The sequence below is a fragment of the Candidatus Cytomitobacter primus genome, assembly GCF_008189405.1.
GTDB classification, from domain to species: Bacteria; Pseudomonadota; Alphaproteobacteria; order CAJXXZ01; family 1604HC; genus Cytomitobacter; species Cytomitobacter primus.
The window spans coordinates 305,655-319,520 of record NZ_CP043316.1 but is presented as its reverse complement, the minus strand read 5'-3'; the positions used below and the strand labels follow the sequence as shown (position 1 = coordinate 319,520).

General features: G+C 27.7%; 10 protein-coding genes. 5 read left to right on the top strand and 5 right to left on the bottom strand.

The genetic code is table 11. From position 1 onward, the window contains the following. Window positions 1-10: 10 nt before the first annotated feature. The 4 genes from FZC34_RS01410 to FZC34_RS01395 form a co-directional block, all read right to left on the bottom strand. Window positions 11-1,426 (bottom strand): coproporphyrinogen-III oxidase family protein, encoded by a 1,416-nt coding sequence (locus FZC34_RS01410; protein WP_187440000.1) that lies wholly within the window; start codon window positions 1,424-1,426, stop codon window positions 11-13. Between the two features lie 69 nt (window positions 1,427-1,495). Continuing rightward, complete coding sequence (gene lysS / locus FZC34_RS01405; RefSeq protein ID WP_148971685.1) at window positions 1,496-3,007, bottom strand: lysine--tRNA ligase; 1,512 nt, start codon at window positions 3,005-3,007, stop codon at window positions 1,496-1,498. A 214-nt stretch (window positions 3,008-3,221) separates the two neighbouring features. Then, window positions 3,222-3,911 carry a beta/alpha barrel domain-containing protein gene (locus FZC34_RS01400; RefSeq protein WP_148971684.1) on the bottom strand — a complete coding sequence of 230 codons (690 nt, stop codon included), beginning with the start codon at window positions 3,909-3,911 and terminating at the stop codon, window positions 3,222-3,224. 145 nt (window positions 3,912-4,056) lie between these two features. Further along, a complete protein-coding gene (locus FZC34_RS01395) occupies window positions 4,057-5,355 on the bottom strand; it encodes an AMP nucleosidase (RefSeq protein WP_148971682.1) in 1,299 nt (432 codons plus the stop codon). A 242-nt stretch (window positions 5,356-5,597) separates the two neighbouring features. Between FZC34_RS01395 and FZC34_RS01390 the strand changes: the two genes are divergently transcribed. Continuing rightward, window positions 5,598-9,338: a hypothetical protein gene (locus FZC34_RS01390; RefSeq protein WP_148971681.1), complete on the top strand. Its 3,741-nt coding sequence runs from the start codon at window positions 5,598-5,600 to the stop codon at window positions 9,336-9,338. A 250-nt stretch (window positions 9,339-9,588) separates the two neighbouring features. Beyond that, window positions 9,589-10,458, top strand: coding sequence for a GTPase Era (gene era / locus FZC34_RS01385; RefSeq protein WP_148971679.1), 870 nt, complete (start codon window positions 9,589-9,591; stop codon window positions 10,456-10,458). Window positions 10,459-10,640: 182 nt separating this feature from the next. On the opposite strand, the gene FZC34_RS01380 is transcribed toward era, so the two are convergent. Beyond that, window positions 10,641-11,108 carry an RpiB/LacA/LacB family sugar-phosphate isomerase gene (locus tag FZC34_RS01380; RefSeq protein WP_187440072.1) on the bottom strand — a complete coding sequence of 156 codons (468 nt, stop codon included), beginning with the start codon at window positions 11,106-11,108 and terminating at the stop codon, window positions 10,641-10,643. Window positions 11,109-11,257: 149 nt separating this feature from the next. Here FZC34_RS01380 and FZC34_RS01375 point away from each other — a divergent pair, with 149 nt between their 5' ends. Genes FZC34_RS01375 through FZC34_RS01365 form a run of 3 tightly spaced genes read left to right on the top strand, consistent with a single transcriptional unit; the run spans window position 11,258 to window position 13,815 of the window. Next, complete coding sequence (locus FZC34_RS01375) at window positions 11,258-11,872, top strand: transaldolase family protein (protein ID WP_148971675.1); 615 nt, start codon at window positions 11,258-11,260, stop codon at window positions 11,870-11,872. Then, window positions 11,853-12,809, top strand: a complete 957-nt coding sequence (locus tag FZC34_RS01370; RefSeq protein WP_187440071.1) for a tyrosine-type recombinase/integrase — start codon at window positions 11,853-11,855, stop codon at window positions 12,807-12,809. The genes FZC34_RS01375 and FZC34_RS01370 overlap by 20 nt, the downstream gene beginning before the upstream one ends. A 40-nt stretch (window positions 12,810-12,849) precedes the next feature. Continuing rightward, on the top strand, window positions 12,850-13,815 hold the full coding sequence (locus FZC34_RS01365) for an acetyl-CoA carboxylase carboxyltransferase subunit alpha (protein ID WP_148971672.1): 966 nt from the start codon (window positions 12,850-12,852) through the stop codon (window positions 13,813-13,815). The last annotated feature ends 51 nt before the right edge of the window (window positions 13,816-13,866 follow it).

Sequence of the window (13,866 nt, the reverse complement as noted above, 5' to 3'; positions counted from 1 at the left end):
ATTGTTTTATCTAAAAGATCAAATATTTACAAATAGCGCCATGGCGTATAATGCCTGAATATGTAAGTTTTATATTATGTTGGTTAATTTCAATATAATTATGATCAAGTAATTTATTAATTTTATCTTGGGAGGTAATAGTACTAAATTTTACTTGAAATCTAGATTCAAAATCTAAAATACTAAATCCATCAGTGACTCTTAAACCCATCATGATAAACTCTTGGATTTGCGTATCTATATCAATATTTTCAAATACTTTTAACCCATTGTGTTTGTTTTGTACTTTTTCAAGCCATTTTTCAGGTATCTTTGAATTTTCTATTGAGTAGTAATGAGATTTTTTAGATGTAATTTCATTGCTATATGAATTATATGAATTTTTGGATTTATTTAATTCACTTTGCGGAATAATTGTAAAATCTGCAGATTGGTTAGAAGAGACATTTTTATTTACACTGGTACTTTCATTTATATTAGTAGAAGTTTGCATAATACTATATAAATCATTTTCATTTTCTATAAAAATTCGTCCATGTGCTCCAGGTCCAATGCCTATGAACTGCTTACTATGCCAATAATTTTGATTATGCCTACTTTCATAGCCAGGCAAAGAGAAACTTGAAATTTCATATCTATTATACTCATGTTTTTTACAACTTTTCAAAATCAATTCATATTCATTAGCAATTTGCTCATCGCAAGGCAAAAACAATTCTTTATTTTCAATTTGGTGGTTAAGTAATGTGTTTTTCTGAAGAGTTAGTTCGTAAATAGATATATGATGAATATTAAGCTTTAATAAATTATCAAGTGTGCTTTGTAAGGTTTGTAATGTATGAGTAGGTAGTCCATACATAATATCTACAGAAACATTATTGAATATGTCCAGGCTTGATTGAATGAACTTCAAAGCCTCTTCTGCATTATGCGTACGATTCAATAAATGTAAAATGTCATCATCCAATGATTGGACACCAAAAGAAATACGATTTATACCTGCATTTTTGAATTCTCGCAATGAATTTGCTTCCAATGATGATGGGTTAGTCTCTAATGTAATTTCTATTTCATCATTTTTATATAAATTATCTATTTCTCTACCCTTATATAAATTATTACTGCCTATATATAAGTGATTATTTTTGCTATTAGTATAAGGTTTCCATAATGTTTTTGCAGTTTTAATAATTTTTTCTATATTTTTAGGCTGTATTAATGATGGAGTTCCACCACCAAAAAAGATAGTTTCCATTTTATAGTGAGCAGTGAATTTATGCCAATAGTGCATTTCTTTGATTAGCCCATCGATCCAAACATTTTCATCAATAGAATCGCGTACATGGCTATTCAAATCGCAATATGAACATTTTTTTCTACAAAATGGCCAGTGTATATAAAGTGAGAATGTGTTTTTATTATTCATCATTATTCTACTTGTTCGTTGTTATGCTTATCTAATAAATTATCATATTCATTTAGTTTGAGCATATAATTACTTAATCTTAGCACTGATTAATTTCATACTCTCTTCTTTGCCATATAATTCAAAAAATGGACCTAATCTTGGTCCAGTTTCTTCACCAAAAAGAACTAAATATATTGTTTGAAACCATGATTTTAAATCTATAATATCTTTATTTTCTACTGCTTCATTCCCTAAAGCATATAAATTAGTTTGCATTTCTAATCCTGTAGAGAAACCATCCATATTATCAATAAATTTCTGCAAATATTTGATCATCCATGATGGGGCAGGGTGAGATTCAGTTTTATGGTGCTCTGCAAATTTATATATACATTCAACCAATTTTTCTTCAGTAGAATTAAGCTCCCCATGTTGCTTAATAATAAAATTACGAAATGTTTCATAATTAGGACTACGTAAACCTTTTTGTAAGTTTAATAAAATTGCATAAGATAATTCTGTAGGAGGAGGTAAATCATTTTCATGTGTATAGAAAATTGGATTTTCATATCTAGTTTCATCATTTTCTTTGATTTGATTATGATATCTTTGTAAATCTTTTAGGTATGCATCAACATAACGATGTAAGTCTCGTATATCAAGTTTTTTTGCTCTTTCAGGATGTAAGAATAGAAAATGCTTCATACTAGCAATTGGAGTGAAATTCATCCAATCATCTAAGCTCACACCATTTCCTTTTGATTTAGAAATCTTTTTATTATCTCCATCTAAGAATAATTCATAAACCATATTTACTGGAGCTTTTGACCCTAATGTTTTGCAAATTGGTTTGGAAACAGAAAATGAATCTATTAAATCTTTTCCATACATTTCATAGTCAACGCCAAGTGCATGCCATTGCATTCCCCAATCAACTTTCCATTGTAACTTACACTTTCCATTTATAACTTCAGCTTCTACTAATTCTCCCTCATCATAAAATGTAATTTTACCTTCATCAACTTTATATTCTTCAATTTTTACTTCTAGAACTTTACCGCTTTTCTCAGAAATTGGTAGAAATGGGCTATATGTTTTTTGCCTTTCTTCTCCTAAAGTAGGTAACATGATTTTGAGAATTTTTTCATGATTACGCAAAACATTTAGCAATGCATTATTGAATTTGCCAGATAAATACATATCACTTGATTTGATAACTTCAACATGATTTGTTAAATCAAATTGTGCAATCAGCTTGTTTAACTCATTAATATTATGATCAGCAAAATTTTCACAACATCCAAATACATCTGGTACTTTAAATAGTGGTAGTCCTAAAAATTGAGATAAATAATCTTGTTTTGGTAAGTTTAAGGGAACTTTTCTAAATCCATCCATATTATCTACAAATACTATAATTTTAGCTTCTTTACCTTGAAATTCAAGTGATTTTTGTATCATTCTTGTTCTGATGATTTCTGCAATTGTACCTAAATGTGGCAATCCAGATGGGCCATATCCAGTTTTTAAAATAATGTCATTAGAATTTCTATCAACTACTTTTTTTGCATTTTGCATTGGCCAAGAACGTGGTAACATAGGCAAATTATATTATATATATAGAAAAAAATATACAGAAAATACGAATAGAATACTATAAATAAAATATAAAAATAATTATAATTGAAAGCATATTTTCAAAACTGTTAAAGTTATTTATTAAAAATATTTCTAAAGTTAGGTAGGTAAACTCTGAAAATTAGTAGTAGGCAAATAAGCGTATAAAGTGTGATTAATATGATGTTTAAAAATTCTACAATATGTTTGAAAATTCTGTAATGTTGTGTTTATATAAAGCTGATCCGATCACAGCTCCGTTAATATTTTGATTAATATTCTTCAATTTAAGTATATTAGGATTAATTCCTCCATCAAGTATAATATTTGCTTGGGGAAATGCTGTTCTAAGTTGCTGTATCTCTTCTGTTTTATTATCTATAAATTTTTGACCACATTTGCCAGGTATTACTGTCATGAATAGTAAATTATTAATTCTTTTTCTATCTATTATATTTTGTTGTAATATCTTATTGTATTTTTCTATTTCTCCAAAATTAGAAATTGCAATTCCAATTTGAATATTATGATTATGTAAAGCTTCAATGATTTGATCAGGATTTTTAGTTGAGTCAAGGTGAAAAAAAACTAATTGAGGGCGACATGCAATTATTTCTCCAATATAAGTATCAATAAATGCCATAGCATGTATGTGAATAGGTTTGCTTGTATACTGTTGAATCATTTTTATCATATAAATTGGAAATCCAAAATTATTTGCATATTTACCATCAATAATGTCTATATGTAATCCACTTGTGATTTGGTCAAATTTTTTGATCTCATTACCAATATTCAAAGTTTGGAATGCAAAAATAGATGGATAGATTTCTACTCTATTTGGATTATGAATATTTTGACTGTAATAATCATGCTTATCGTTCATATAAATATCACTCTATCGTAAATTATTAGTTTTTTTTTAACAATACTATAGTGCGACTTCAAACAAAAATCTAGTAATTTAGTCAAACTCTTTGAATATATTATATTAATTTATAAGTTTTTAATTATGATTTCTATATGCATGATTAATCATTGTATAAATCACGAATTGCATTCATTCCTATATTAAAATGATGCCTTACTTTTGTTTGATAGAAATTCTTCGCCATTCCTCTAAGTTTTAATTTACCATGTAATGGCATATCAGAAATACATAAAAATGCAGCACATGATACAGAAAACCTAAAAGCGTTTGTTGCGATAGTTCCAGATTCCATATCAATTGCAATTGCTTTAGAGTCTATAAACTCATTAACCATATCACAATCTAATTCCCAATTCCTATCAGCAGTTGTTATTACTGTGCCTTGATAAACTTGCTCTCCATTAAATTTAAATTTCTTAACATTTTTTTCTAATTGTTTAGTTATTGCTGTTGAGCTTGGTATTGGTATTTTATTTGAAACATATTTATCCAGCACATTATCATATCTTGCATAATTTTGAGCTATTACATAATCACCAAGCTTTTGTGTGTTCTTTAATCCAGCACAATGACCAAGCATAAGCCATGACTTTGAGGGCAACACAGCCAAATGATCTGTAATATTTTTTGAATTACTAGGGCCTACACCAACATTAATAATAGTAATTCCATCTCCATTAGCTTTCTTTAAATGATAAGCAGGCATTTGTGGTAGAGATATGTTATCAGCAAAGTGATTCTGTGATTTTGAATACTCTATATCTGGCCCAATAATACAATCATATATTCCTTCATCAACCCATTTCTTACCATCTTCTATAAAAAAATCTATATACATCTTATAATTTGTAACTATAATATTATTTTGAAAATGTTTGGCATGTGAGCCGCAGTAGTGGTGTAGCCTATTTAAGCAATAATCAATATGCTCAGCATGAAAAAACCCAATTCTATTAATATCTTTACCATGCTCTATTTCTTGCATCCCTTTTCTGATTCTAGCGATACATGGCATGCTAATAGTTTTTTCTATTTTTAAGCTATTAAATAAATCTTCACATACAAAAGCTAATGACATAGGATAATACGATTCTCCAATTAAGATTTTAAATTCTGTATTTTGCTTGATGATTTTCTTAATTTGATTTAAGTATGCTTCTTTTAGCATAACTGGGTGTGTGATTGTATTCCCATAATAATGTGAATGATCACCATCTTTGATAATTAATCCGATATATGGGTAATGCACTTGTATTTGAGTATCAGGATCCTCGTTCGTACTTTCAGTCAGTAAGTTTGTTTGCTTATTATAAAAATCCGTACAATATTCAAATGCTTGCTCTATATCAGCAAATTCTTTAGCATTTTTAATGACTTGATCAAATAGTAACCCATCCATTTGATCAATAATATATACATTTTTCAGTTTTGACAATTGTTTGTAACTTGAAAATATAATATATAATCTTTATTCCTAAAACTATTAACTATTAATAAACTATTATGTTTGTTTTCTAGTATATTTATAAGTAAATTATAATCAAAATTTAAGTAATTTTATTTAAAATTATAATAGTTTTTATATGAATTTATATACAGTGAGTTATATATTAATTTTTGTGTAAAAAATAAGGAGTGAAAATGCATTGTAATAATAAAATACTTCCTTTCATGGTTATATGTATATTAAAGGTTAATAGTGCAGTTTCTGCAGAAGATTTAGAAAAAATTCAAATTTGTACAAATTTAATAGAAAATTCTACCCCATGTTTGCAAGGGTGGGTAGGCCTAGATAGCCATAAATTAATAAATTTAAATGGAGTTGTCTTTGATGGTTTATCATCTCATCTGCAAAAACAAAAAGGAATTGTTGCGTATAGACTACGATGTATTAGAAATGAAAAAGATATAGATAGGGTGTTTTCATATAATTACTCTAAAGGAGTTATCCATGAATTCGATATTGATCCAATCAGACATTTAAATACAATACAAGATGGAGAAAACCATCATGTTTTAAATATTAATGTGTCAAATCAGCAGCTTATAGAAAAACCAATTCATGGTGATTTAAATAATGATGAATTTACATATTTACAAGATGTAGTAAAGTTTTTTCAAATTATAAAATCATTAGCTATGCAGTATAAAGTGCTTGATGATAGTGGTTTGAAAAATGCATTTAGCACTGAAGATCGTAGAAAAGATATTATGGATTTTATTTGTCATGAAGCAAAAATAGATGAATCGATAAATAATTCAATGAGTAGTATTTTAAATCACTATAACCAAGAAGAAAATAAACGTGAAATTCTAGAAGGTGTTACTAATGTTAATCAGCAAAATGAAGCTATTAAATTAAGTATTAAAGAATTATCAGATAAAATAGGGGAAATATCTGTAGATAAAATGGGAGAGATTTTTGGTGATTTAGCAGAAATACTCACAAAAATTCAAAATAACAAATCTTTGAATGATGAAATATTATCAGCATTAGAAAAGTGTTGTGGAGAAATCAAGGGATTTTTTACTGATGGTATAGAAGGTCAAAATATGTTGAAAAACATGCTAGAGATTTTAGAAGGAAATGATAATGATAAAATTATGCAAGATCATATTAAAGCAGCTTTAGTTGCATTTTTCATACCTAATGGAGGTGATACAATTGATTTCCAAGCTATACTAAATCAAATATTGCGTGAGGTATCTAATATTAATGACCCAAAATTACTTAAAGGGCTTGTAAGTGAAACTTTGAAAAGAGTGAATGAGTTGCATAATAAGGCAGATGCCACACAGACAAAAGTTAATACAATATCTATAAAAGTAGATGATACGAATACTGTAGCAAAAGTAGTAAATGGTAAAATTGCTCAAACAAATACAAAGTTAGATACAGTCAGTGGAAAAACAGATAAAATAAATGAGAAGGTAACTTTCATATCACAAGCGGTAAGAGCTGGAGGGCCTTTTGATATCGCAATTAAAGATATAAGTTCAAAAGTTAATAATATTGATACACAAATGAATCCAGATCCATACTCAAGCCAAAATCAGATTAAAACTTTTAGAGAAATATTAGAATATGTACAAGATCAATTAAATAAAGAAAAAGATGATACACTAGCAAATCAAGTTGATTGTATTAAGAAAATACTAGAAATTGATGGTGATATTGGAAGCAAAATGAGCTTGATACTTCAAGCATTACAGCCTAATGGTGATATTAATGCAAATATTAATCAAATAAAAATGGACCTTCAATCTGATGGTGCATTAATGGGAGTTGCAAATTCGATTAACTATAAAGCAGGAAAAATATTAAAAGAAGCAGAAGAAATTGATAGGCATGTTGATTCTGCTTTTAATAAAAATAAATCTGGTAGCATAGCTAATGAAGTTCGTTGGATCAAAGGTGAGATGAGTAGGCCAACTGGTGCATTAAAGTTAAGGGAGTTAATTGTTGATATACGCGATCGAATGATATATGGAAATGATGCGTTAAGTGCTTATGCGATAGGTGAAAGCAAAAAGAACAATATCAATTTTACATTCACAGCATATACTGTAGAGCATTTAAAAAAATTAGGAACCAACTATATTGAACCAGAATATGCAATGAAAATAATTAAGCATATTATAATGTTGTCAAATTGTAAAATAGATAAAATAAATAATGATGCATTAGATGCAATTATGCATATAAATAGCTATGTGAGCAATGCAAATCATCAGAAGTTAGCATATGATTATTTCAGTTATATAAGAGAAATATATGGATCACAACCAATATACTCAGATCAGTTATTTAGGATTATTGCACCAGTTATAATAAGTAGCGATCTAATTAATAATGTAAACAATGGATTTATATATATTGAAAATATTTGGGATAACTATTCAGAAAGCATTTTAGAAGCATTTAATACACAAAATAATCAAATTTCTATTAAAAATTTAACTACACACCATAAAACACAATTAGTATGTGAATTAATTAATAGGGCTTTAAAGTTACATGACCAAGAAAATAATCCACCAATTTCTCAAAAAGCATTTATCACAGAATTAGCTATACAGTTAGTCGTTGGACTTGAAATGTATGAAAACATTGAAAGTAATCAAAATCAATATTTAAGGGCATTAATTACGCGAAATATAGATATAGATACTAATATTATAGCTAGATATGTGAATTTGCCAGAAAACAAGCCAAATATTGCTGGATATACAACTATTAAAGATTATAATTTACTGAAAAACATTTGTATAACCCTTTATTATAATAATTCAATCAATGACATAAGAGAAGTTGTTGAAATATATGTAAATAAGTTTAATAGTTTAGTGAATGCTAATAATTCTCAAGATTTAAATAAACAAGTAGTAGATTTATTTATTAAATATGGAGCTGTTAGTTATGATGATAGTTTGAAAAAATATCTTGCTGTTTCTACTTTTGATTTGAATGAAATATCTAGCTCTGTAACAGACTTAAACTCATTAAGTATGAAATTAGGATGGTTGGATTATATGCTTATTGATGAAACTAAATCAGAAATGTTAAACAATATAGTATCATTTTTATTCACACAATATATAAGCTCTATCCAAAATGAAAACCCTTCTCAACAAATAAGTTCATCACAATTAGATCAGCAAATTAATCTATTACAATTCATTGTTAGATTTTCTAGAAGTGTAATGAAAAAATATGATCAATATGATCCACTTACTCAGAATGCTTTTTTAAAATATGCAATGAACGGAAATGATTTACTAAATAATAACGAGAATTTCTTATTTGCACTTATTAACAGTATTGATGCCCTAGAAAGATCTTTTAGGAATAATACATCAATTAGTGAGGATAAAAAGATAGGTCACATTGATTATATAATGAATGCATATTTTGAATATTTCGAATTATTTTTATGTAATACTAAAAAGCAAATTGATCAAATGAATAGAGTGAATATTTCTGATGAAATGTTTAATGCATATAAGCAGAAGTTAGCGCTAATTCTAATGAATTATTTTAGTATTTATATTTTCACTACATTATCTGATGGAGAGGGATTAGGTTTGAATATAACAGATAATTTCAAAATTCATATGATATCTAAGCTGTTACATAATAGCAATAAGATAGTTTCAACATTATCTGAGTTTGTGCAATATATACAGAATCCTGCATTACTAAATGCTGCATTTCAATTTATTAATGAAAAAAGAAGTTTTGGCGAAGGTGGATATGGCCCTGAAACTTCTAATGGTACTGATATATTGTTAAATCAACATGGAACATTAGAGTATTTCGCTCAATTATTAAATCATATATATGATGAAAAAGTAGTTGATCCTGGCTTATGGACTGTATGAAAATCTTAAGTGTTAAATAATTAATTTAATAACAAGTTATTTTTAGGTAGTTTAATTATATTATAAAAATGAGTGATTTATTTATTGTAAAAAATTATTATATTAAAACCATTAATACATAAAACTATCAATATAAAATATGAAACACATTATGTAAAAACAGTTTGTTGTATAACAAATAATTTTTATATAGATTTTTACTTTTGCCTTTCCCATATAAACTTATTGATTCAAATGGTACAGTAATATAATGAATAAAAAAGTTGCACAAATTGCTATTATAGGATCTCCTAATGTTGGTAAATCTAGCTTATTAAACTATTGGTTAGATACAAAAGTTAGTATTGTTTCTTCTAAACCTCATACAACTAGAAATGCAGTTTTTGGATCGATCACTAAAGATGATTCACAAATTGTTTTCGTAGATACTCCAGGATTCGCAAGACCAAGTGGGGTATGGGGTAAACATTTATCTTCATCTTTAAAAAATGCATTAAAAGATGTTGAAGCTATTTTATTAGTAATTGATGCTGCAAAACCACTTAAAATTGGAACTGAAATATTATTAGAATTGGCATTGAAATCTGAAAAGAAATTATTTATAACAATTCATAAATCAGATGCTGTGAAAAATGCTGATTTACTTAAAATCACGCAGTGGATTAAAGATAAAGGGTATACTGATGGAGTTCATCTTACCTCTACAAACAATCAGCATGGAGTTGATGTTTTGCTAGAAGATATGTTTAAAGAAGCAAAAGATGGAAATTGGCTGTTTGATGAAAATGAAAAAACAAACTTAACTAAAGAGTGGATTGGTGCAGAGTATGTACGAGAAAAAGCATTTTACTTGCTTCATGAGGAAATTCCATTTCATTTAGCTGTTGTGCCTCGTAAGTGGAGTTTTGACAATGAAAAAGCTTGGGAATTGTATGTAGAAATAATTATATATAATAAAAATCATAAAAAAATTATTGTAGGCAATAGAGGAAGCATGATTAAAGAAATTGGATCTGCTGCACGTGCTGAGCTAATGACTAAATGGGGGAAGGGTAGTTTGTTTGTTGAAGTAAGCGTAGACCCAGATTTCAAAGAAAATATATTACATATTTACAAATAAATGTTTATACCTAAAGCTTTAACGAATTATGCTAGTGTTTATAGCTTTCATACTCCACTCTTCTTTTATAATTTTTATAATAAATAGTGCTAATTATAAATTATATTTATACACAAATTTAAACATTTGATTTAATTTTTCTAACTAACTGTTTCCCTTATTAATTTTTATTTCCCAAATTATTATTTTATTTGGCTTATTTTATCTACTCTCCTGCTATATTTAGCATCATTTCTGAATTCTGTATCGATAAACAAATTAATCATCTCGATAATCTCATCATTATCATTTTGAGCACCTAAAATTAATACATTGGCATTATTGTGGCTGCGTGCTGATATTATATCATCACTATTTTTACAAATTGCTCCTCTAATATTTGGAAACCTATTAGCACAAATACTCATTCCAATACCAGTTTTACAAATTAATATTCCAATAGAGTCATGTGCCCATTTATCAATCATATCAAACACAATATCAGTAAAGTCTATTTCTTTATTGTCATAACATCCTATATCAATCATTTCTTTGTTTTGCGGATGCAAATCATTTTGTATAACCTTGTTTTTATTTTTTATAATATATTCTTTTAACTCAAATCCTCTATGATCTGACCCTATAATAATATTTGTTATAATAACACTCACTACAAGATTATAAATGGCATTCTTTGTATTTCCTAGCCTTTCTAATTTTATATGGATTTATATACATAAGCTATTATATGCATCAGTGAAAAAATAATTGAAAGTTAAATTTTTCTTGCAATATTAAATTCTAAGTACATAATATAAGTATGATGATTTTTATAGATTCTGCTGATTCACAAGAGATATATTCTCTAATTGATTCAGGTTTAATATCTGGTATAACTACAAACCCTAAATTATTAACAAATGATAATATGTCTCACGCTTTAGAACTATATAAAAATACAGGGTATAAAATAAGCTATCAACCAAAAACAACAAATCCTATAATGTTTGCTAGTCAGATTTCAAAAGTATTTGAGCATAAAGATAAGTTAATTCTAAAGATACCTCCATGCATAGATTGTTTTGGATATGCAAGTCAATTTATCAAAAAAGGGCTAGATGTTAATGTTACTTTAGTATTCAGCGTAAATCAGGCAATCTTAGCTGGTAATATAGGAGCAAAATATGTGTCTGTTTTTGTTGGAAGGCTAGAAGATAGAGGAGATAACCCATTTGAAATCATACAAGATATACGCAAAATTTATGATATGAATAATATTAAAACAAAAATTATTGCTGCATCAATACGTAATGTGGAGCATGCACAAAAATCAGCAGTGGCTGGTGCACATATTTCAACCATATCTCCTAAGATCATTAGAGAGCTTTTCAATCATGAATTAACAGAAAAAGGTATTGCAGATTTTGCTAAGTAAGGAATTTATTTCCAATCCTGAATATGAAAAAATATTTAAAATAATTACATCATTTAATACAAATGTGGATTTTCATGATAAAATGAAAGAGTTTGCATATAATTTAATTTATATAGAAGCAAAACAGATTAATACAGTCATGTCATATTTATATGATATTAAGTTGTCTATCGATTTTTTTATTCAATATAGAAATGAAAATATCTCTTTAGATATATTGAAAAAATTAACGAGGTTGGATTTCAGAGCTTTATACTCTGAAAGGCGTAAGATAAACTTAAGTCCATTTTCACAAAGGAGACTAATTTCAGCGTGGAGAAATTTATTTAAGTTTCTAAATTATAAAGATATTTTTATAGCATTGAGTATTAAAACTCCTAAAACATTTCCAAAATCTGTACCAAAAAAAATAATAGAGGATCTTTGTAAAGTTGATCAAACTTGGATTTCATATAGAAATAGAGCCTTATGGGGATTGTTATATGGAAGTGGAATGAGAGTGAGTGAAGCATTGAATTTAAATATTGCGGATTGGGTAAAAGCAAAAGATAATTTAGAAATTAATGGAAAAGGAAAGGTTATTAGAAAAGTGCCTATTTTTGCAATTATAAAAACATGGATGACAGAATATTTAGAAAGATATCCTATGAAATATGATCAAAAAAGCCCTTTATTTATAGGGAAACAATTGTTTAAAAGGCTTGGCTCTCAAACATGTGCACATATTCTTGCAAAATGGAGAATCAAACATAATATAGATCAAAAGATTACTCCTCACAGTCTTAGACATAGTTTTGCATCACATGTTTTAGCTAATGATTGTAATTTGAAAGATTTACAGCAAGTTCTAGGGCATAAAAACCTTGATACAACAAGTATATACACTCATATTGAAGATAAAAAATTAGAAAAATCATTTATGGATATCATGGAATAGTGATTTTATTTTTAAAATATGCTAATAATTAATTAGTTATATGCATGTATTAAATTTTGAAGAAGGGTTATACGAAATTGAGAAAAAGATTTCTGAGCTGAAATCTATTACTGATGGTGGAGATACAACATTTCTAGAAGTTATAAATTTAGAAAAACAATTGATCAAAAAATTAGAAGAATTATATAAAAACTTAACTCCATGGCAAAAGGTGCAGGTTGCTAGGCATCCTAATAGGCCTCATGGATTAGATTATATAGATACTATATTTGAAGATTTCTTTGAATTATGTGGTGATAGGTGCAATGCAAATGATAATGCTATTATAGGTGGGATAGGCAAAATTGATAATCAATCAGTTATGGTTATTGCACATGAAAAAGGTCATGACATAAAAAGTAGAGCTAAACATAATTATGGTATGGGATTGCCTCAAGGATATAAAAAAGCTTATAGATTAATGGAAGTTGCCAATGAATTAAAAATTCCTGTATTAACATTAATAGATACTAGTGGTGCATATCCTGGAGTTATTTCAGAAGAGCAAGGGCAGGGGCATGTTTTAGCTAAGTGTTTAGAATTATGCTCCAGTTTAGAAGTGCCGAATATTAGTGTTATTATTGGAGAAGGTGGTTCTGGAGGTGCAATATCTTTAGCGCTTTCTAATGTTGTTTTAATGCTAGAACATTCGATTTATTCTGTTATTTCACCTGAAGGGTGTGCTGCTATATTATGGAAAGATCAAAATTTTAAAGAACGCGCTGCAGAATCACAAAAGCTTACAGCTCAAGATTTGCATAAATTTGGCATGATTAATGAAATCATACCAGAGCCAATTGGTGGATCTCATAAATTCAGAGATCAAGCTATGAATACAACCAAAAAATATATTATGAAGCATCTTAAAAAACTGATTAAACAAGATGCTTATATGCTTAAAAAAACTAGAAGGCAAAAATTTTTAGATATGGGTAATAATATTCCTGTGCATAAAAAGGAATATTGAGGTTAATCTAAAATGAAAGAATCAATGGAGATTAATTAAATTCCAATGGGA